16 protein-coding genes are annotated in these 20,706 nt (G+C 68.1%); 3 read left to right on the top strand and 13 right to left on the bottom strand.

Features of this window, described 5'->3' with window-relative positions; all coding sequences use genetic code 11:
* Positions 1–4 precede the first annotated feature (4 nt).
* Entirely contained in the window at positions 5–1,750 is a 1,746-nt protein-coding gene (locus tag AB4Z27_RS00675) for a tannase/feruloyl esterase family alpha/beta hydrolase (RefSeq protein ID WP_441643756.1), read from the top strand.
* 45 nt (positions 1,751–1,795) lie between these two features.
* On the opposite strand, the gene AB4Z27_RS00670 is transcribed toward AB4Z27_RS00675, so the two are convergent.
* The 5 genes from AB4Z27_RS00670 to AB4Z27_RS00650 all read right to left on the bottom strand — a co-directional run bounded on the left by AB4Z27_RS00670 (position 1,796) and on the right by AB4Z27_RS00650 (position 7,042).
* Positions 1,796–2,146 carry a hypothetical protein gene (locus AB4Z27_RS00670; protein WP_092294614.1) on the bottom strand — a complete coding sequence of 117 codons (351 nt, stop codon included), beginning with the start codon at positions 2,144–2,146 and terminating at the stop codon, positions 1,796–1,798.
* 203 nt (positions 2,147–2,349) lie between these two features.
* Positions 2,350–3,306, bottom strand: a complete 957-nt coding sequence (pip, locus tag AB4Z27_RS00665; protein ID WP_441643755.1) for a prolyl aminopeptidase — start codon at positions 3,304–3,306, stop codon at positions 2,350–2,352.
* Between the two features lie 55 nt (positions 3,307–3,361).
* Positions 3,362–4,027, bottom strand: a complete 666-nt coding sequence (locus AB4Z27_RS00660) for a DUF2076 family protein (RefSeq protein WP_092294618.1) — start codon at positions 4,025–4,027, stop codon at positions 3,362–3,364.
* A gap of 85 nt (positions 4,028–4,112) precedes the next feature.
* A complete protein-coding gene (locus AB4Z27_RS00655) occupies positions 4,113–4,523 on the bottom strand; it encodes a VOC family protein (protein ID WP_441592815.1) in 411 nt (136 codons plus the stop codon).
* A gap of 86 nt (positions 4,524–4,609) precedes the next feature.
* The gene (locus AB4Z27_RS00650) at positions 4,610–7,042 is read right to left on the bottom strand and encodes a DUF3772 domain-containing protein (RefSeq protein WP_441643754.1); all 2,433 of its coding nucleotides are present in this window, start codon (positions 7,040–7,042) and stop codon (positions 4,610–4,612) included.
* A gap of 280 nt (positions 7,043–7,322) precedes the next feature.
* On the opposite strand from AB4Z27_RS00650, the gene AB4Z27_RS00645 reads away from it, so the two are divergent.
* Positions 7,323–8,390 carry a zinc-binding metallopeptidase family protein gene (locus AB4Z27_RS00645; RefSeq protein WP_441643753.1) on the top strand — a complete coding sequence of 356 codons (1,068 nt, stop codon included), beginning with the start codon at positions 7,323–7,325 and terminating at the stop codon, positions 8,388–8,390.
* On the opposite strand, the gene AB4Z27_RS00640 is transcribed toward AB4Z27_RS00645, so the two are convergent.
* The 4 genes from AB4Z27_RS00640 to AB4Z27_RS00625 all read right to left on the bottom strand — a co-directional run bounded on the left by AB4Z27_RS00640 (position 8,374) and on the right by AB4Z27_RS00625 (position 13,229).
* A complete protein-coding gene (locus AB4Z27_RS00640) occupies positions 8,374–9,618 on the bottom strand; it encodes an MFS transporter (RefSeq protein ID WP_441643752.1) in 1,245 nt (414 codons plus the stop codon). The genes AB4Z27_RS00645 and AB4Z27_RS00640 overlap by 17 nt on opposite strands.
* Positions 9,619–9,759: 141 nt before the next feature.
* On the bottom strand, positions 9,760–10,830 hold the full coding sequence (mnmH, locus tag AB4Z27_RS00635; RefSeq protein ID WP_441592812.1) for a tRNA 2-selenouridine(34) synthase MnmH: 1,071 nt from the start codon (positions 10,828–10,830) through the stop codon (positions 9,760–9,762).
* Positions 10,827–11,894: a selenide, water dikinase SelD gene (selD, locus tag AB4Z27_RS00630; protein ID WP_092294630.1), complete on the bottom strand. Its 1,068-nt coding sequence runs from the start codon at positions 11,892–11,894 to the stop codon at positions 10,827–10,829. Before selD ends, mnmH begins: the two co-directional genes overlap by 4 nt.
* Before the next feature lie 66 nt (positions 11,895–11,960).
* A complete protein-coding gene (locus AB4Z27_RS00625) occupies positions 11,961–13,229 on the bottom strand; it encodes a cytochrome P450 (protein ID WP_441643751.1) in 1,269 nt (422 codons plus the stop codon).
* 369 nt (positions 13,230–13,598) lie between these two features.
* Between AB4Z27_RS00625 and AB4Z27_RS00620 the strand changes: the two genes are divergently transcribed.
* Positions 13,599–14,855 (top strand): epoxide hydrolase family protein, encoded by a 1,257-nt coding sequence (locus AB4Z27_RS00620; protein ID WP_441643803.1) that lies wholly within the window; start codon positions 13,599–13,601, stop codon positions 14,853–14,855.
* 76 nt (positions 14,856–14,931) lie between these two features.
* Here the strand turns inward: AB4Z27_RS00620 and AB4Z27_RS00615 are convergent, their stop codons facing one another.
* The 4 genes from AB4Z27_RS00615 to AB4Z27_RS00600 form a co-directional block, all read right to left on the bottom strand.
* Positions 14,932–16,668 carry a protein kinase domain-containing protein gene (locus tag AB4Z27_RS00615; RefSeq protein WP_441643750.1) on the bottom strand — a complete coding sequence of 579 codons (1,737 nt, stop codon included), beginning with the start codon at positions 16,666–16,668 and terminating at the stop codon, positions 14,932–14,934.
* Between the two features lie 34 nt (positions 16,669–16,702).
* The gene (locus tag AB4Z27_RS00610) at positions 16,703–17,515 is read right to left on the bottom strand and encodes a formate/nitrite transporter family protein (RefSeq protein WP_092294636.1); all 813 of its coding nucleotides are present in this window, start codon (positions 17,513–17,515) and stop codon (positions 16,703–16,705) included.
* A 275-nt stretch (positions 17,516–17,790) separates the two neighbouring features.
* Positions 17,791–19,044, bottom strand: a complete 1,254-nt coding sequence (locus AB4Z27_RS00605; RefSeq protein ID WP_441643749.1) for a nitrate- and nitrite sensing domain-containing protein — start codon at positions 19,042–19,044, stop codon at positions 17,791–17,793.
* Between the two features lie 177 nt (positions 19,045–19,221).
* Positions 19,222–20,694, bottom strand: coding sequence for a YncE family protein (locus AB4Z27_RS00600; RefSeq protein WP_441643748.1), 1,473 nt, complete (start codon positions 20,692–20,694; stop codon positions 19,222–19,224).
* Positions 20,695–20,706 lie beyond the last annotated feature (12 nt).

Here is a 20,706-nt window from a genome sequence, read left to right as displayed (position 1 = left end):
GAGCATGGCGTATTCCCGAAAGGTTTTCTCGGTCGGCGCGTTCTCGCTGGCCACGGCAGTCGCGGCGTCGCTGGCCGCATGTGGCGGCGATGACGCCGCCACCCCCTCCCAGAGCACGACGACCACCGTCCCCAGTACACCCGCCAACGCCAGCGCCGCCGAGAAGTGCAACGCCTTGGCGACGATGAGGATTGGTGCGCCGGACATCGGCCTGAGCACCAGCGGCGCGGTGGTCCAGTCGGCGCAATGGATCGCGGCCGACGCCGCGGGCAACGTCAATGGCGAGTACTGCAAGGTGCTCGGCGCGATCCGCCCCGTCGACGTGACGGCGCCCGACATCAACTTCCAGGTCAACCTGCCCACCAGTTGGAACAGCAAGACGCTGCAGATGGGCGGTGGCGGGCTCGACGGCACTGTCGTCACCGGCGACGGTGCGTTCACGGCGCAGCCGGCCAGCGTGGCCAATGCCATCCGGCAGGGCTACGTCACGTACGGCAGCGACAGCGGCCACGATGCTTCGGGCGGTGGCGCATTTGCGCTCAACGACGAGGCGCTCGCCAACTTCGGGCGCCTGCAGATCAAGAAGACGCACGACGCCGTGGCGGCCATCGTCAAGGCGCGCTATGGCGCTGCCCCTGCACGCAGCTACTTCGTCGGCGGCTCGCAGGGCGGGCATGAGGCGCTGATTGCGGCGCAGTTCTACCCCGAGGACTACGACGGCGTGGTGGCCGGCTATCCCGCCTACAACGTGACGATGATGCACGTGGCCAGCAACGACTTCGCCAAGGCGCTGTATCTCAATGGCGGTGCCGGCTGGATCAGTGCGGCGAAGATGAAGACGCTGTTCACGGCGGCGATGAATGCCTGCGACACGCTGGATGGCGTGGCCGACGGCGTCGTGAGCAACCCCAACGGCGCGGCYTGCACCGCACTCACCAGCAAGTTCGTCCTGACCGATGTCAGCAACCCGCTGCGCTGCGCCGGCGGCACCGACACCGGGGACACCTGCCTCTCCGACGCGCAGATCGCCACGGTGGCGCACCTGAACTCGCGCTTCAACCTCGGCTTCACGCTGCCTGGCGGCATCAGCAGTTACGGCAAGTGGCCGATCCTGGACGGCACGACGTTCACCGAGCAAGGCTTCGGCAGCAAGCCGGCCTATAGCACCCCGCCCAGCGGCGACGCGTTCCAGTACACCATCTCGGACACGACGGTGCGGTACATCATCACCAGGAATCTGTCGATCGATTCGATCCAGGGCTTCGATCCGGCCGACTGGAAGAATCGCATCACACAGGTCAGCGACATGCTGGACGCGAGCTACGTGGACCTCGACGCGTTCCGCGCCAAGGGCGGCAAGGTGCTGATGTTCCACGGCACCAACGATTCGTCGATCACGCCGTATAACTCGATCGACTACTACACGCGGCTCGTGCAGCGCTACACGCAAGCCACGGCGGACACGTTCTCGCGCTTCTACCTGATTCCGGGCTTTGGGCACGGCAGCGGGCAGTTCCAGAGCACGGTGGACTGGCTCGCGGCGCTGGACGGATGGGTGGTCAACGGCGCGGCGCCGGCGGGCCTGGTGGCGACGGACGGCAACAAGGGCGCCAGCACCACGGCGACCAACGGTCGCACGCGGCCGGTGTGCGTCTACGGCAGCTATCCGAAGTACACGGGGCCGGCCAATCCGACGCAGGCGCAGCAGAACGACGCGGCAAACTTCAGCTGTACCGCCACGACGARCTGAGCGCCGAGGGCCAGCCGTTGCCGCCGCGCGTCGCTCCGCCAATCCTTAGCAGATCGACCCCGGCACGGGCTTGCCCGAGCTGGTCATGCCCTGGCAGGCCTCGCCGGCCGCGAGGCCGTTGTCGGTGCCGGGGGCCAGCTTGAGCTTGCCGGCGACGGTGCAGCACAGGCGCGGGGCAGCGGCGGGCGCGGGGGCAGGGGTGGCGCGGGCGGCGGGCGCGGCGGGTGGTTTGGGCGCGGGCTCGGCGGCCTCCTCGGCATCGGGGGAGACGCACTGCCCCATCTGGCAGATCCGTTCCCCTTTGCACTGCATGTCGTACTGGCATCCGGCGGCCGGGGCGGGCGATGCCCAGGCGAGTCCGATGGAGGCGATGAACAACAGGCTACGCAGCGTCATGACCGCTCCCGCATTCGATGAATCCGGGCTGCCGCCGCTTGGTGCCGCATGGTGCCGCATGGTGCCGGGGGCGCCCGTGAGTTCAGGATAGGTCGCTGCCGTGGGGGGGGAAAGCTCGCGCCGGACACGCGCGCGAGGGGTCTGTGAGCTACCCAACACGGGCGTGCGGCGACGCCCTTGCAGTCATCGGAAACCGGCAGTCGTCAGGGCTGCACGGCGAACTTGTCGGTGGCGGCGATCAGCTGGTCCATGATGGCGGGCTCGGTCCAGGCATGCCCGGCACCCTCGATCAGATGGAACTCCGCCTCGGGCCACGCGGCGTGCAGCGCGAACGCGTAGCGCGCCGGGCACGGCATGTCGTAGCGGCCATGCACGATCACGCCGGGGATGCCGGCCAGCCGATGCGCATCGCGCAACAGTTGGCCGTCCTCGAACCAGCAGCGGTGCGTGAAGTAATGATTCTCGAGCCGGGCGAAGGCCAGCGCGAAATGCGCGTCGGCATGCTTGGCGCTGTTGTCCGGGCTGGGCAGCAGCGTGATGGTTTCCCCTTCCCAGACGCTCCACGCCTGCGCGGCCTCAAGCTGCTTCGCCTCGTCGGCGCCGGTCAGCAGCTTGCGGTAGGCGGCCATCATGTTGCCGCGCTCGGCTTCCGGCACAGGCGCCTGAAAGCGCGCCCACTTGTCCGGGAASATCTCGGAGACSCCGTACTGGTAATACCAGTCCAGCTCCGCCTGCGAGACCGTGTACACGCCGCGCAGCACCAGCGCGCTGGTCCGTTCGGGATGCGTCTCGGCATAGGCCAGCGCCAGCGAGGACCCCCACGAGCCACCAAACACGAGCCAGCGCTCCACGCCGGCCAGTTCGCGCAGCCGTTCGATGTCGTCCACGAGGTGCCAGGTGGTGTTGGCTTCCAGCCCGGCATGCGGGGTGGAGCGCCCGCAGCCGCGCTGGTCGAACAGCAGCACGTCGTAGCGCGCCGGGTCGAACAGGCGGCGATGGTCGGGCGAGATCCCGCCGCCGGGGCCGCCATGGAGGAACACGGCCGGCTTGGCGCCGGGCGTGCCCACGCGTTCGTAATACACCACGTGCCCGTCGCCCACATCCAGCATGCCAGTGGCGTAGGGTTCGATCGGGGGATAGAGCAGGCGCTGTTCGGACATGAGGGGCTCGCGAAGGTGGGCGGTGGCGCCAGTGTAGCGCCACCTTCCTCCGCCCTCAGACCTGCGACGAGTCGTCCAGGTAGTCGTCCAGCCCGGCRTCGAGGTTGCCGCTGTCGGCCGTGCCGCTGCCGAAGCCCTGCCCATCGTCGAAGTAATTGTTGACGACGGTTTCCGACGGCTGGCCTCCGAGGAAGCCGTTGCCACTGTTACCGGCGCCGCTGCCACTGCCGTTAAACAGGTGTTCGATCCCCTGGAACAGGAACGCGCCGCCGGCCACGCCGGCCGCGGTGGTGGCGATGCTGCCCAGCGCGCTGCCGAACCCGCCACTGAGGAAACCGCCGCGCGCGGGCGGGGCCGGCTGCATCGGAGCTGCGGGGGCGACGGAAACCGGCTGGACCGGAGCGGCCGGCGCCACGCCGCGCCCGACGCTGTTGCCCCAGGCCACGTCGCCATCGGCAAAGCCGCGCGCGCCGTAGCCCTGCGCGGCCTGCGCCTGCTGGAGTTGCTGGACTTGCTGTTGCAGCCCGGCGATCTGCGCGCGGGCGTCGGCCAGCGCGTGGTCGAGCAGCATGGCGCGCTGTACCAGCAGGTAGGCGGCGTCTGGCTGCCGCGCCACGGCGTCGGCGATCATCGCGGCGGCCTGCGGGTCCTTGGCCTGCAGGCGGGCCTGCGTCAGCTGGGTCAGGAAGTTGTCGAGTGCCTGGGTATCTTGAGGGGTCATCGCGTCACCTGTGTGGTGGTGGGTGGGATGGCCCCACTGTAGGTACGGAAGCTTAAGACAGACTTAAAAGCCGGCCAGGTCGCAATCAGGTCGCAGCCGGATAGCTGGCCACCTCGACCAGATTCCCATCCGGGTCGCGGCAGTAGACCGAGGTCATCGGCCCGAGCGCGCCCGAGCGCTGCACCGGCCCCACCTCCACCGGCACCCGGTGGGCCAGGAAGTGGGCCATGACCTCGGCCGGCGGCATATGCGTGATGAAGCAGAGGTCGTCGCTGCCGGCGGTGGGGTGCACGCCGGTGAACCACGCCACGGTGTCTTCGCCCACCGGGCGCAGGTTGATCTTCTGCTGGCCGAACTTCACCGCCACCCGCGTGCCAGTGCGCGACGCGAAATCCTCGCGCTGCATGCCGAGCACCTGCTCGTACCAGGCGGCGCTGGCTTCCACGTCTTTCACGTTGAGGACGAGATGGTCGAGGCGGTCGATTTGCAGCGTCATGTCCGGTTCCTTGTCGAAGGGGGGGAGGGGAGGCAGCCGGCTGGCGGCCTCCCGCACTCTACACCGTGTCCGACCCGGACCGTGGGCTAGGTGCCCAGCGCGGCGGCGGTGTTCTCCAGCCGCAGCGTCTGCGGCACCGACAGGGCGATATCGGCCGCGCGCAGCCGCTTGAGGATCTCGAACAGCAGGTCGCTCTTGGTGTTGGCGGCGATGCGCGGGCTGTTCACGTAGCCCGTCACGCTCAGCGTGATGCCGTTCGGCGCCAGCTGGCTGAACGTGACCGAGGGGGCGGGAATGTCGAGGATGGCCTCGTTCCCGCGGTAGGCGTCCAGCAGCAGGTCGCGCACCTCCTCGGGGTCGATGTTCAGCGGGAAGGTCAGCTGGAGCGTGGCCACCCCCTGCGTGCTGTTGCTCATCGTCACGTTGCGCAGGTTCTGGGAGATCAGCTGCGAGTTGGGCACGATCACCGTCGAGCGGTCGCCCAGCTGGATCTCGGTGGCGCGCACGTTGATGCGGCGGATATCGCCCTCCACGCCGGCCAGGCTGACCATGTCGCCCACCTTTACCGGCCGCTCGGTCAGCAGGATCAGGCCCGAGACGAAGTTCTTCACGATCTCCTGCAGGCCGAAACCGATACCCACCGACAGCGCGCTGACGATCCAGGCCAGGTTCTCCCACTTCACCCCCAGCAGCGACAGCATGAGCAGCACCAGCAGCACGTAGCCGACGTTGCTGAACAGCGTGATCAGGGAGGCGCGCAGGCCCGGCTCGCCACATACCTTGGGCAGCAGTTCCTGGTCCAGCCAGCGGCGCACGGCGCGCATCAGCCAGATCCCCACCACGAGCGCGATCRCCGCGTTCAGGATGCGGTCCGGCATGATGTTCAGGCTGCGCAGCTTCTCGCCGCCGAGCACGGTCAGCAGCGTGTTGAGCAGATCCGCCGGTGTGGTGCCAAAGCCACCTGTGAGCAGCGCCAGCACGGCCACCAGCAACAGCAGGCTGGCGCCGATGCCGGAGAGCACCGTCGATACCTGGTCCAGATGGCTGTCATCCACCCCGAACAGCTGCTTGATCACGCGCCCGCTGCGGTGCGCCGACGAGAACATCGTCTCGCAGACATCGCGCGTCAGTTGGGTGAGCAGGTAGAGCGTGCACAGGACGATGTCGAACCAGACCAGTTCGTAGGTCAGGAAGCGGGCCACGCTGATATAGCCGATCAGCAGCGCCACCATCGACACAATCACCACCACGGTCACGGCGGCGTGGATCAGGCCGGCCAGCGTGGCGCGCGCCTCGGGGCGCTCCCCGGCGGCGGCCAGTTCGGTCCGCACGCGGTTGGCGCGCAGCAGCGCGGCGCCGATGGTCAGCACCACCACCAGCGAGACCAGCCCCCGGCCCAGCAGCGTGACCTGCACGCTGGTATCGGCCATGCGGCTCAGCAGTTCGAGCGTGCCCGAGACCAGCAACAGCCCGGCCAGCACGGTCGGGAAGGGCTTCATGGCCAGCGCGACGGGGTCGGCCAGCGCCGGCAGGCGCCAGGACGGATGCTTGGTGCACAGCAGCGCCCGGCCCAGGCCGGCGATCAGCGCGCTGGTCATCATCAGCTTGCCCAGTTGGGCGATCAGTTCCTGGAATTCCGGCGTCAGTTCGTAGCCGCGCGTGAAGGTAGAGAAGACGATCTGCGCCGCGAGCGCTGTCGTCAGCACCGTGGTCAGGGCCGTGGCCAGCGCCAGCGCGCTGCGCCGCAGCCGGGTCTCGGGCAACTGGGTGAGGCAGAACCACGCCGCGCCGCGCTCCAAAAGCCGGCGACCGAGCGACCACACCGCCAGCGCGAACACCAGCCACAGCACCGTGCCCACGCGCTGTGCGGGCTCCCACGCCAGCGCCAGCAGCGGCACCACATCGTCCCGCAGCGCGCCCAGCCGCTCGCGGTCTTCGGCGGAGCGCTTGACCAGCGGCGCCCAGAACTGCGGATTGAGGATGCTGTCCGAGCGCAGCGCGAGCTGGTCGCGCAACTGGCTGCGGTGCAGCTTGGCCACCTGATCCTTCAGGTTGGCGATGTTTTCCTGGCTGTCGGCGGTCTGCTTGCGTTCCTCGTCGAGCTGCGCCTTGCGCGCGTTCAGCTCGGCACGCTGCCGCGCCACGGCGGGCGCTTCCTTGGCTGTGCCCGCGTCRGGTGGCGGACCSAGCACATCGAGCTGGGCCTGGAGCGCGGCGCGCTGGGCGGTCAGCGTGGCGGTCAGTTTGTCCACATCGGCGGCCAGCTGGCGCAGGGCGTCGTCCAGCCCGTCGAGCTTGGGGTTGTTCGAATTGCCGGAGGCCTGCTGCTTGATCTCGTCCTGCGCAATCTGCAGGCGCTTCAGTTCGGCCATCGCCTCGACGTGGGTCAGGGTGACGGCTGCGGGGGCCTCGGCGGCCGACGCCGATTCGGCGGCGAAGGCTGACGAGTACGAGAACGGGAGTAGCTGGATCAGAGCAACCAGCACAAGGCTGAGGGCGAGCCTGGGAAGTTTGCGCATGTCGGGGGCACGAAGGGGAGCAACAAGGGGAACAACAAGAAGTGACGGCCGCCGGGGGGGGCTGATGCACTTCCGCGAAGGTGGGCGGCGCTGCGCGCCGACCGGTATTGAATTGGCCCGGGGCCGGTCCGTGGCGCGTTGGCCACGGAAGCCCGGATTATACGCAAGCGAATGGATCACACGGCTTTTTCGGTCATCTTGCGTCGATCATGCCGCTCCGGCATGGCTCTTGCGATATGCTGACCCGGGGCCGGGTCCGACTGGCCAACACTCTCTGACCATGAAGACATTCCACTGCAATCGCTGCGGCAACCTCGTCTTTTTTGAAAACGTTACCTGCGAGCGCTGCAACGCCACGCTCGGTTTCCTGCCGGATATTTCCCAGATCGCCGCGTTCGAGGGCGMTGACGACGCCGGYTGGCGCAGCCTGCAACCGGACACGGCCGGCACGATCTACCGGCGTTGCCATAACTATCGCGTGGAGGCGGTCTGCAACTGGATGGTGCCGGCGAACAACGAGGAGACCCTGTGCCAGTCCTGCGTGCTGACCGATACCATCCCCAACCTCGATGTGCCGGACAACCGGCTCTACTGGTACCGGCTGGAGGTGGCCAAGCGGCGCCTGCTCTATACCCTGCTGGCCCTGAACCTGCCGATCGACTCGCGCGACGATGACCCCGATGGCGGCCTGCAGTTCGACTTCCTCCAGGACGCCGACGACCACAGCAGGGTCCTGACTGGCCACGACAACGGCCGCATCACGATCAACATCGCCGAGGCCGAYGACGCCCATCGCGAGCAGACCCGCACCGCCATGCACGAGCCTTATCGCACGCTGCTGGGCCAYTTCCGGCACGAGGTGGGGCACTACTACTTCACGCGGCTGGTGGTGGGCACGCGCTGGGTTGAGCCGTTCCGCGCGCGCTTCGGCGACGAGCGGGTGGACTACAACACGGCCCTGCAGCACTACTACGAGGGCAACCTGCCGCCAGACTGGCAGGACGCCTTCATCAGCGCTTACGCCACCATGCATCCGTGGGAGGACTGGGCCGAAACCTGGGCCCACTACCTCCATATCGTCGATACGCTCGATACCGCCGTGTCCTGCGGGCTGGTGCTGCGGCCCGAGGGGGCGCAGGAGCCGACGCTGACCGATCAGACGCCGGTGGAGGATTCGTCCTTCCGCAGCCTGATGAACCGCTGGTTTCCGCTCACCTACGCGCTGAACAGCCTGAACCGGAGCCTGGGCGTGCCGGACAGCTACCCGTTCACGCTGTCCCCGCAGGTGGTGGCCAAGCTSGARTTCGTCCACCGCGTGGTGGAAGACGCCGCTATGCAGCGGCCGTAACGCCCCGGCCGGACGTGCTGCGCAGCGACCACCCGAAGACCAGCAGCCCGCCCAGTGCCAGCAGCAGGCCCACCCAGCCGGTGGAGGTCCAGCCGTAGCCGGCGGCAATCGTCACGCCGCCGAGCCATGCGCCCAGCGCGTTGGCCAGGTTGAAGGCAGAGTGATTGAGCGCGGCGGCCAGGGTTTGTGCATTCCCCGCCACATCCATCAGCCGGATCTGCAAGGCCGGTCCCAGCGCGACGCCCGYGCCGATCAGCAGCACGTTGATCGACGCCAGCCACGGATGCGGCGCGGTGAAGACAAAGGCCGCCAGCACCAGCGCCGACCAGACCAGCACGCCGCCGATGGTCGGCATCAGCGCCTTGTCCGCCAGCCTGGCGCCGGCGAGGTTGCCCGCCACCATGCCCACGCCGAACAGCGCCAGTACCACGGGGATGCCGCCGGCGGGCAGGTGGGCGACTTCGAGCATGGTCGGTTTGATATAGCTGAACACGGCGAACAGGCCGCCGAAGCCGATGGCGCCGATGCCGAGCGTCAGCCAGACCTGCTTGCGCGCCAGCGCGCCCAGCTCCCGCAGCGGGCTGGCGTGGCGGTCAGCCGGCACGAAGGGCACCCAGGCCAGCACCAGCAGCACCGTCAGCACGCCGATGGCGCCCACGATCACAAAAGCCGCGCGCCAGCCGAGCCATGTGCCGATGGCGGCGGCAATCGGCACCCCGATCAGTGTGGCGATGGTCAGCCCGAGCATGACCAGCCCCACGGCCTGCGCGCGTTTCTCGCGCGGGACCAGGCCGGCGGCCACTAGCGCGGCCACCCCGAAGTAGGTGCCATGCGGGAAACCGGTCACCAGCCGCGCGACGATCATCGACGCATAGGTCGGCGCCAGSGCGCTGGCGAAGTTGCCGACGGCGAAGAACGCCATCAGCGCGATCAGCAGGTTGCGGCGCGGCCAGCGCGCGCCGAGCACGGCCAGCAGCGGGGCGCCGACGACCACGCCCAGCGCGTAGGCGCTGATCAGGTGGCCGGCTTCGGGAATGGAGATGGCCAGGTCGCGGGCGGCATCGGGCAGCAGGCCCATGATGACGAATTCGCCGGTGCCGATGGCGAAGCTGCCCACGCCCAATGCCAGCAGCGCGCGGCGGTCGGCCGAGCGGTTGCGGGGGGTGGAGGCGTCGGAGTCGGAGGAGAGGTCGGGTAGGGTGTCGAAGTTTCCGGAGGGCGCGGACATAAGGAGAGAGATCGCAAGCATTTATGGATCACCACGCACTGGCGGGCGGGATCTGTGTCCTGCCTCGGGGCTGCCAGCGTGCTCCGGTGTGGCGTCAGGGCGCTATTGTGAAGGAAGTTCGCCCGGCTTGCTGGCGGTGGCTTATCCGCCCTGTTTTGCTCGCTTTGCCGCTTCTCTTGCTGCAATCTCCCGTGCCAGGGCCACGATCCCCTCGGGGGACAGGTCGTCCGCCGTGATCACGGTGCGCGCATCCCACGCATAGAAGTGCTTGCGCTGGGAGCGCGCGTAGGCCGGGTCGTAGTGCCGCGTCGCCAGTTCGGCGAACAACTGGGGCAGGTTGCCGGCGTGGGCCATGGCCTGCCAGGCGGTGATGGTGTCCTTGCCATGCAGCGGCTTGAGATGCGCGAGCTGGTCGGCCAGCCATTGGGGCCGCTCGCCGAGGTAGGCGTAGTCCCGCAGCAGGAAGTCCAGCCGCGCCGGCAGCGCCGCCTGGATCTCCACGCAGGGGGCGGCGCGCATCCGGGCGACCAGCGGCACCGGCAGGTTCAGCTGGCCGATCCGCGGGCCTTCGCCCTCTATATATAGAGGGCGCGAAAAATCCAGCCCTTCGACCCCCGCCGCGAGGGCGGTTTCGAAGGCGGTCTGCGAGGGCTGGGGGTGATCCGGCAGGGCGCCCAGCAGCGATCCCTTGTGCCGCGCCATCCCCTCCAGGTCCAGGGTTTGCTCGCCCTGCGCGGCCAGCGCGTGCAGCAGCCGCGTCTTGGCACTGCCCGTGGCGCCGCACACCACCACCAGCGGCAGCAGCGGGGCCTGCACGGCGAGGGTGTCGATGACATGCCGGCGCCAGGACTTGTAGCCGCCGGCCAGTTGCTGGGCATCCCAGCCGACCAGGCGCAGCCACGTCGTCATCGACCCGCTGCGCAGCCCGCCGCGCCAGCAATAAATCAGCGGCTTCCAGTTCGCCGGGCGATCCGCGAAGGCTTCACGCAGATGGCGGGCGAGGTTGGCCGCCACCATCGCGCCGCCTACCCGCCGGGCCTCGAAGGCGCCGGCCTGCTTGTAGAGCGTGCCGACGATGCGGCGCTCCTCGTTGTCCAGCACCGGGTAGTTCACGGCCCCGGGAATGTGATCGATGGCGAACTCGGCGGGCGAGCGGGCATCGATCAGCGTATCGAAGGCGTGCCGATCCTCCACACGGACGACGGGCTTCATGCGCGGACCGTCAGGCCGGGGGTGCCGGCCTCCATGCGGCCGACCACGGCGGCCTCGCCGAAACCCTGTTCCCGGAAGATGCGCAGCACGGCATCCACCGCCTGCGGCGCGCAACTGACCAGCAGGCCGCCGCTGGTCTGCGGGTCGGTCAGCAGAGCCTGGGCGATGGCAGGCAGGCCGGCATCGAGTTGCACCTCGGCGCCATAGCCCTCCCAGTTCCGGCGCGACGCCCCGGTGACATGGCCTTGCCCGGCCAGCGCCGCCACCTCGGGCAGCAGGGGCAGGGCGGACCAGTCCAGCACCGCGCGCAGCCCGGCGCCGCGCGCCAGCTCCAGCGTGTGGCCGGCGATGCCGAAGCCGGTGACGTCGGTCAGCGCATGCACGCCGTCCAACGCCGCGAGGGCCATGCCGGGGGTGTTCAGGCGCGTGGTGGTGTCAATCAGCCGCGCGTAGCCGTCATCGGCAAGCTGGCCTTTCTTCAGCGCGGCGGACAGCACGCCCACGCCGAGCGGCTTGCCGAGCACGAGCACGTCGCCGGCGCGGGCGTCGCGGTTGCGGCGGATCTTCGACGGATGCGCGAGACCCATCACCACCAGCCCGTAGATCGGCTCGACCGAGTCGATGGTGTGTCCGCCGGCAATCGGAATGCCGGCCGCSCGGCACACCGCCTGCCCACCTTCCATCACCCGGCCGATCACCTCCAACGGCAACTGGTTCACCGGCATCGCCACCAGCGCCAGCGCCATGATCGGCCGCCCGCCCATGGCGTAGACGTCGCTGATGGCATTGGTGGCGGCAATGCGGCCGAAGTCGAACGGGTCGTCGACAATCGGCATGAAGAAATCGGTGGTCGCGATCAGCGCCTGGTCGTCGTTCAACTGGTAGACCGCCGCGTCATCGGCGGTCTCGATGCCGACCAGCAACTCCGGCGGCATCGGCAACCCGCCACTACTCCGCAGGATCTCGGACAGCACCCCCGGCGCGATCTTGCACCCGCACCCGCCCCCATGGGAAAAGCTGGTCAGGCGGATATCGGGGGGCGTGCTGGGCGTGGGGGTGGTCATGGTGGCTGGGGTAGGTGCGGAAGGGACACGCAAGGATACCCCAGCCCCGGGGAGCCGCCGCCCGCGTTACCGCGTGCGAACCCGCAGCGTCTCCACGCCGCGCAGGTTGTTGCGGCGGTGCCAGGACAGTTGATCGAGGTCAACCGGCTGSARGGCYGGGAAGCGGGCGAGCACGCCKGCAATCGCCGATTCGAGTTCGAGCGTGGCCAGCCGGGTGCCGAGGCAGTAGTGAATGCCGCCGCCGAAGGCGAGCGAGGGCGTGGCGTCGCGGGCGAGGTCGAGGCGGTCGGGGTCGGTGTACACGGCCGGATCGCGGTTGGCGGCGCCGATCAGCATAAAGACGATGCTGCCGCGCGGTACGGTCACGTCTTCGACCGTGACGTCCTCGAACGCCGTGCGCACCACCATCTGCACCGCACCGTCGTAGCGCAGGCATTCCGCCACGGCTTGCGAGACCGCCGTGGCGTCAGACAACTGCGACTTCAGGCGCGCCAGCTCGGCGGGCGCCCGGAACAACGCAATCATGCTGTTGCCGATCATGTTCGAGGTGGTTTCATGGCCGGCCACGAACAGCAGGATCACGTTCGAGATGATCTCGGCCTCGCTCAGGGTGGCGCCGTCGTCCTCCGCGCCGAGCAGGCTGGAGATCAGATCCTCCCCGGGATGCGCGCGCCGCTGCGCCACCACGGTCTGGAAGTAGGCCTCCAGCTCGAGCGCGGCTTGGTTCGCCGCCGCGAGCTGGGTGGCGTTGAGCGGCGCGAGGTCGAGCGCGGAGGCCAGCCGGCTGGCGGCCGTGCCGAGTGCGACGCCATCGGCGGCAGGGATATTCAGCAGCCGGCAGATGATCTCYACCGGCAGCGGCAAGGCGAAATCCGCAATCAGGTCGAATTCGGGGTTGTCGCCGGGGTTGTCGCCGGGGTTGTCGCCGAGTTTGTCGCCGAGTTTGTCGCCGAGTTTGTCGCCGATACGGTCGAGCAGCGCCTGCGTGGTGGTTTCGACAATCTCTCGCAGCCCCTCCACCTGCTTGCGGTTGAACGCCTGCATGAGCAGCGCGCGCAGCCGGGTATGCGCCGGCGGATTCATCATCAGGAAGGTGCGGCTCAGCGCCTGGAACACCGGGTCCTGCGTGGCGGCTTCGCCGTAGCGCGCCTCCACGCTCTGGAGGTAGGTCTTGCCCATGCGGCGGTCGCGCAGCAGGGCATCGATGACCGCGAAGTGGCCGGTGACAAAGATGTTGCGCCCGAGCGGCAGCAGGGCGCCCGCGCTGCGGATCTGGTCGTACAGCGGATACGGATTCGTGAAAAAGGCGGGGGAGGCGAATGATTCGAAGTTCATCACTTTTTTCTTGGTCTTGAGGAGGGGGACGAAGGGAATACCGGTGCCGAATTTCGGGCCATTTATATCAGCCGGCCGGCGCGCCATCCATCCGACTCTGTATCGCAATGTATCTGGCCGCGTGAGGATACATGGCGAGCCAAAACCGTGCATTGGCGACACGTTGGGCGGGCACTTGGCGGTCACACTGCGTGGGTTCGTACAAGCCCCGTACAAGCCCCGTACAAGCCCACTTCTTTGCATTGGGCGAATCAACCAGGAGAAATCTTTATGTCCCGTGCAGTGACCCCATCCGTTTGGCAATTCGCATTGGCCCGCCGGGCCATTTCTGGCACGGCAGTGCTCGCGGCCTTTGGCTTTGCCGGCGCCATGCAGCCGGCATTTGCCGCGGATTCGGCGCCGAAGGCTGCCGCCGCGCAGCGCGCCAGCACCGACGAGAGTATTCGTCCGTTCAAGGTGCATGTGCCCCAGCGCCAGCTCGACGATTTGCGCAAGCGGATTGCGGCCACGCGCTGGCCCGACAAGGAAATCGTCAGCGATCAATCCCAGGGCATCCAGACGGCGCAGGTTCAGGAACTCGTCAAATATTGGGGATCCCAATATGACTGGCGCAAGGCCGAGAAGGAACTGAATGCGCTGCCCCAATTCGTCACGACGATCGACGGGGTGGATATTCATTTCATCCACGTCCGCTCGCGCAACCCCAAGGCCCTGCCGGTCATCCTGACGCACGGCTGGCCGGGCTCGATTTTCGAGTTCACCAAGACGATTGGCCCGCTGACCGACCCCACCGCCTTTGGCGGCTCGGCGGATGACGCGTTCGATGTCGTGATTCCGTCGATTCCTGGCTACGGCTTTTCGGGCAAGCCCACCGAACTGGGCTGGGGGCCGGACCGCACCGCGCGCGCGTGGGATGTCCTGATGAAGCGGCTTGGTTATACGCACTATGTTTCACAGGGTGGCGACCATGGCTCGGTCATTTCCGATGCCCTCGCGCGGCAGGCGCCGAAAGGCTTGCTGGCCATCCATCTGAATATGCCCGCCACCGTGCCGGGTCCGCTGATGAAGTCGATTCTCAGCGGCGATGCGCCGCCGTCGGAACTGACCGCTCCGGAGCGCGATGCCTACCAGTCGCTGAGCACCTTCTTCGGCCGCAATGCCGCCTACGGCGGAATGATGGTGACCCGGCCGCAGACCATTGGCTACGCGTTGTCTGATTCGCCACTGGGCCTGGCCGCCTGGACCTACGAGAAAATCGTGCAATGGAGCGACAGCGACGGCGTGCCCGAGCGCGTGGTGTCCCGGGACGCGATCTTGAATGACATCACCCTCTATTGGCTGACGAATACGGGCGCCTCGTCCTCGCGTTTCTATTGGGAAAACAATAACAACAACTTCAGCGCCGACGCGCAGAAGACGCGCGAGATCAAGGTGCCGGTGGCGATCAGCRTATTCCCGCACGAGATTTACCGCGCGCCGGAAAGCTGGAGCAAGCAGGCCTACCCCTCGCTGATGTACTACCACCAGGCTGCCAAGGGCGGGCATTTCGCCGCCTGGGAGCAGCCGCAACTGTTTGCCGAGGAACTCCGCGCGGCATTCAAGTCCGTGCGCCAACCCGTGCGCTAACGCTTTCGCCGACCTTCCCGTGGAAGCGATTTCCCGTCCGGCCGCAAGGCTGGGCGGGTTTTTTACGTCCATTCCGCTACACCCCCATTGCCCGCAGCCCCAGCAAGACCACCACCGCCACCCCCAGCAGTGCCGCCAGCGCTTGCCAGAACCGCAGCGGGTTTCGCTCCAGCAGCGGGGGCGTGGCGCGTTGCCAGAGCGGCTCGGTGGGCGCCCGCAATGCCTGGATGAATTCCGACAGGGCTTCGTGCCGCTTCAGCGCGTTGGAGTGCAGGGCGCGCCGCAGGGTGTCGTCGACCCAGGCCGGGAGTTCGGGGCGCTGCTCGCGCAGGCTGGTGTAGCGCAGGCGGCGGACGTCGGCGCGGTCGCGGATGCGCGTGACTTGCAGGCCGTAGGGCAGCTTGCCGGTCAGCATCTGGTAGGCGAGGGTGGCCAGCGAGAACAGGTCGGAGGCCGCCGTGCCGTCATCGCCGACGAAGTACTCCGGCGCGGTGTATTGCAGCGTGCCGACCGGCATGGCGGCGTGGGGCGGCCGCGTGGCCTCGGCCAGCCCTGCCACGTGGACCGAGCCGAAATCGATGATCTTGACGGTGCCCGAGCGGTCGATCATGACGTTCTCGGGGCGGAGGTCCTGGTGCAGCATCTCGCGCCGGTGGAACGCCTGCAGGCCGGTGGCCAGTTGGGCGATGATGCCGCGCACGGCGTCCAGGTCGGGCTGGGGATGATCGATCATCCATTGCGCCAGCGTCTGGCCTTCGAGGTACTCCATCGCCACGAACAGGTGCTTGCGGGGCCGGTCCGCCGCGTGGGGGCGCAGCACGTGCTGGTTGTCGATGCGTCGGGCGACCCATTCCTCGAGCAGGAAGCCCTCCAGATGGGCCGCATCGTCGCGTTGATCGACGGCAGGCGTTTTCAGCGCCACGTGTTGTCCGCTGTGGTCGTCCGTCGCCAGATAGACGTGGCTGCGCGCGCTCCCATGCAGCGCCCGGACGATGGTGTAGCCCTCGAACTGCATGCGGGGCGTGAGCGGCGGCGGCAGGGTCAGGTGCCCGGTCTGCGCCATCGCGTTGCGGGCGCCGGGTTCGGGCAGGGCGTCGACACGGGCCAGCAGCAGCGTGACGTTGTCCTCGCTGCCGCGCGTCAGGGCCAGCGCCGTCAGCGTCTGCGCGGCGCGGTCCAGGTCGTCGTCGCTGGCGGTCAGGGCCTGGTGGACATCGGCGGCTTCCAGGTATTCGTAGGCGCCGTCGGTGGCCAGCAGGTAGATCTCGCCGGGCTCCACGCCCCACGTCCGATAGTCGATTTCGACAGACGGGCTCGCACCCAGCGCTCGGCCCAGATAGGCCTCAGAGGCCGACACGCAGACCCGATGATCGACGGTGAGCTGCTCCAGCGTGTGCCGATGCAGCCGATAGACGCGCGCGTCGCCCACGTGCAGCAGGTGGGCCTCCCGCGCCTTGAAGATCAGCGCGCTGAATGTGCAGACGTAGCCGCGGTCGCGRTCGAAGCGGGCTTCGCTGTGACGGCTCTGCGCGTGGAGCCAGGAGTTGACGGCGGCCAGCACGCACTGCGCCGCCCGCCGCACSGTCCAGGCTTCGGASGTGCAGTAGTAGTCCTCGAGGAAGGTGCGGACGGCGGCGGCGCTGGCGATCTGGCTGACCGCGCTGCTGCTGATGCCGTCCGCCAGCGCCAGCGCAACSCCCTTGGTCACGCGGTGGTGGCCGGCGGGGTGGGTCACGCCATGAAAGTCCTGGTTGACCGCCTTCCGGCCAGCGTCCGAGTGTTGGCCAACGCTGACCTGGAGCCCGCCGGACATGGCGCGGTCGCCTCGATACCGGGTAGTGATCCGATCAGCCCAGCGCGCGCTTGCTGGCCGACTTGTAGTGCGTGCTGTAGAGCGTGATGCCCACGAAGGTCAGGCCACCCACCAGGTTGCCCAGCACAGTCGGGATTTCATTCCAGATCAGGTAGTCCATGAGGGTGAAGTTGCCGCCCAGCATCAGGCCCGACGGGAACAGGAACATGTTCACGATGGAGTGCTCGAAGCCCATGTAGAAGAACACGAGCACGGGCATCCACATGCCGATGACCTTGCCGGACACCGAGGTCGACATCATGGCCGCCACCACGCCGGTGGAGACCATCCAGTTGCACATCACGGCGCGGATGAACAGCGTCAGCATGCCGGCGGCGCCATGCGCGGCGTAGCCCACGGTGCGGCCTTCGCCGATGTGGCCGATCTTCTGGCCGATGGCGTTCGGGGCTTCGGAGAAGCCGAAGGTGAAGATGATGGCCATGAAGAACGCCACGGTGACGGCGCCGGCGAGGTTGCCACAGAACACCAGGCCCCAGTTGCGCAGCACGCCGCTCCAGGTGGCGCCCGGGCGGCGGTCCAGCACGGCCAGCGGCGCGAGCGTGAAGACGCCGGTCAGCAGGTCGAAGCCCATCAGGTACAGCATGCAGAAGCCAACCGGGAACAGCAGCGCGCCAACCAGCGCGTTGCCGGTGTTGACMGTGATGGACACCGCGAAGGCTGCCGCCAGCGCCAGGATGGCGCCGGCCATATAGGACCGGATCAGCGTGTCACGCGTGGACATCAGCAGCTTGGACTCTCCGGCATCGACCATCTTGGTGACGAACTCGGTGGGGGCGAGATAGGCCATGGGGTATTCCTCTCCGTTTCCTTCGTTTGGCTCAGAAAAGACAAACGGCGTCCGTCCGCCCGGCCTCTGGCCGGCACGTGACAGGACGCCGTCATCCTTGATGCTTTACAGGGTGATGCACTGCCGGGCCGTCATCAGCCCGATGTCAGTGCTGACGCACGTTCCATGCCCGCCGCCGGGTGGGGCCGGGTTGGGCCGGGTTGGGGCAAGTGACGATCTAGGGGGCGTTGGTAGTGCATGGGCTGCCCGCTTTTGGTGCGCGCGGCCGGGCGGGTTCAATCCTGGTGCTGATCGTCGTCCTGTGGGGGCAGGGCGAGGCCGGTGAGCGAGAGGGTGGCTTCGGCAATGTCCGCCAGCCGGCGGTTGTTGTCCATCGACGCCTTCTGCAAGGCCCGGAACGCGGCGTCCTCGCTGAGCCCCATGCGGGCCATCAGCGCGTTCTTGGCGCGCTCGATCACCTTGCGCTCCTTGAGCGCGCGCCGGGCGGCATCGAGTTCCACTTCGGTCTGGGCCAGYCGCGCCGACTGCTGGCGCAGCAGGCGCTCCAGCGACGTGACGGTGGTGGCGTGCACCTCGGYGGGTCCGTTTCCGGCATCGGGCATGCCCGGCAGCACAGGGGCGGCGGCGGGTTGCTCGGCCACATCGAAAAAGCGCTCGACGGCATGGGTATGGGGCGGYGGGTTGTCCAGTAGCTGGCGCAGCAGCCCGGCCGAATCCTGGAGATCGGCCTGGGAACGCTGGATCTGCGCCTCGCAGGCCTTGCGCAGGTCCTGCACCACCTGCATCTCCAGCGTCCACATGCCCGTGATGACCTCGCTGCAGACTTCGAACCACTTCTCGCTGTCGTCGTGCACCAGCGCCGTGCCCGGCGGCGTGGTCAGCAGCGTGCGGCGCATGCCGTCCTGCGCGGCGACCGCGGCGCTGGCCTGCCGTTGCCGCCATGCGGCGAGCAGCGACGGGTCGGCGAAGCGCTCGAACATCTGGAAGCTGCGCTGCTGGGCTTCCACCAACTGCTGCACGCGCTGCGGCGCGGTGCCCGCACAGGTGCCGGAGGCGAACATCTGCGCCCCGACGGCCCGCTCCTGCCCGGCGGCTTCCTTGCCCTGCACGAGGTAGACGAAGGCCACCAGCGGCCGGGCGATGCCCGGATACATCGCCACATCGGCCAGATGGAAGATCAACTCCAGCAGCGCGGCAATCAGGCGGCTGAACGCCGCCACGGCGTCGTGCGCGGTGGTCTGGCATTGATCGATGGACTGGCGCAGCGCCGGCAGCGTGGCCAGATCGAGCTGGACCCAGGCCATCAACGACACCATCGACGCCGTACCCGTATGGCCCGCTTCCAGCTGGCTGGCGAAGCGCTCGCCCAGCCGGGAGGCGATGTGGACCGCCTCGCCCATCGCCGTCTGGCGCTCCTGCGCCAGCCGTTGCCCACCGGAGGCCAGGAAGATGCTGCTGGCCCCCCGTTCACGCTGCAAGGCGTGGATCAGCTGGCCGATCAGGTCGGCCAACTCCACGCGACTTGCCATCAGGCGGACGGCCTCGATTTCGAGCTGCTTGGCCCGAAGGACGAGGGTTGAGGCGGAAAGGGGCATTGTTCTGGGAATGTGGGCGCGGCCGGGATGGGTACTACGCATTTGCCMGGTACTACGCAAATGTCGTGCCATTTGTATCATCCGCCGTACCTTCCCGGCCCCCCGGACCGGCTACAGCGCCTGCACCTGCACAGGCGCGCCGGGTTTGCCGTTCTCGGACGGGGCGATCACGAGATAGCGGCGCGCGCCGGCCCCCGCATCGTCCCGCACCACCTGCCGGATCGGGCCAATCGCGTTGACGATGGCCGAGCCCGCCGGATTCGACATGAAGGCGGCGAGCGGCTCCAGCGGGCCGCTGCCGTCCGCGCGGGTGGCGAGCGCCAGCACGTAGGCGCGCTTSGGCTGCAAYCCGGTSGCCGAWGCCTGCAGGACCTGGAGCAGCCCCTGATCGAACAGCGTGACGCTGGTCGGCGCATGGTCGGTGGCCACAGGCTTGCCGTTCACGACGCCATGCAGCTTCAGCTGCGTGGTCTGCCCGGCCACCCCCAGCGGCTGGAGTCCCTGCGTGCCGTCGCCCTCAGGCACGGCGTTCGGCACATAGGCGATGGCCTGCGGCGCCTGCCCGACCGGCACGTTGGCGACTACCCGATTGGTGGCGGTGTCGATGGCGGCCAGCTGGTCGGCGTTCTCCAGCCCCACGTAGATGCGSGTGCCGTCGCCCGARGGCCAGATGCCGTGCGGCAGGCTGCCCACCGGAATCGTGGCCACCTGGGAGAAGTCATCGGTCCGGAACACCTTGACCTGATTCAGCCCGCCGACCGTGATGTAGGCGAAGTCGCCCGCCGCCGTGTGGGCGAAGTTCACGTGGTTGGTGATCGGGCCGGTCTCCAGCGTCTTGATCAGGCGGAAGGGCGGGCGGGCCTCGAACACCTGGGCCTTGCCGACGTCCTTGAGCGTGAACCAGACCTGCTTGCCGTCAGGCGTGGCGGCGATGTTCGGGCAGAACGGGCTCTCCTGCTTCACGCGCCCCACGATCTGATGGTCGGCCACGCTGACCACGGCCGTTTCCGGATTGAACGACGAGCAGATGTAGCCGTACTTGCCATCGGGGGAGAAGATCTGCATGCCCGGGCCGTCGGCCACGGTGATGCGGGTCTTTTCCTGGAACGTGGCGGCGTCGATCACCGAGATGTAGTTCTCCCCGCGCACGGTGACCCAGACCTCCTTGCCGTCCGGCGTGTAGAACGCCTCGTGCGGCGACCGTCCCACGTAGGTGACGTGCTTGACGGCGTTGGTAGCCGTGTCGATGAACGACACCGAGTTCGACCCAATCGACACGATGGCAAGCGTGCGGTGATCCGGCGAGAAGCCCATCCCGTGGACCAGCACCTGACCGCGATACAGCGGGCTGAAGTTGCCCGGCGCRGGGTCGCCCAGGCGGATGACGCCCAGCAGCCGGTTGTCCGCCGGGTCYGTCACGGAAACCGTGTTGGAGAACTGCTCGGCGGCATAGAGGCGGTCGCGGTGGCTGATGGGGACGTCMGGGGCCGTCGACGGTCCCGGCGCCTGCCCGGCCAGAACCGCGCTGGCCGCGCCGAGCAGCAGCATGAGGGAGAGGGTGTTCCTGAGGGAATGTCTTGTCATGGTCGTGGGCGC

Origin of the sequence: Cupriavidus sp. KB_39 (genome assembly GCF_052114485.1) — a bacterium.
In the GTDB taxonomy this organism is placed as follows: Bacteria; Pseudomonadota; Gammaproteobacteria; order Burkholderiales; family Burkholderiaceae; genus Cupriavidus.
The sequence above is the reverse complement of the archived record's forward strand: the minus strand, read 5'-3'. Positions and strand labels throughout refer to the sequence as shown.

Coding starts and splice junctions, on each gene's coding strand:
- AB4Z27_RS00670 (WP_092294614.1), bottom strand. CDS start 2,146: ATGACGCTGCGTAGCCTGTTGTTCATCGCCTCCATCGGACTCGCCTGG.
- AB4Z27_RS00655 (WP_441592815.1), bottom strand. CDS start 4,523: ATGACGCTGCAAATCGACCGCCTCGACCATCTCGTCCTCAACGTGAAA.
- mnmH (WP_441592812.1), bottom strand. CDS start 10,830: ATGAAGCCCGTCGTCCGTGTGGAGGATCGGCACGCCTTCGATACGCTG.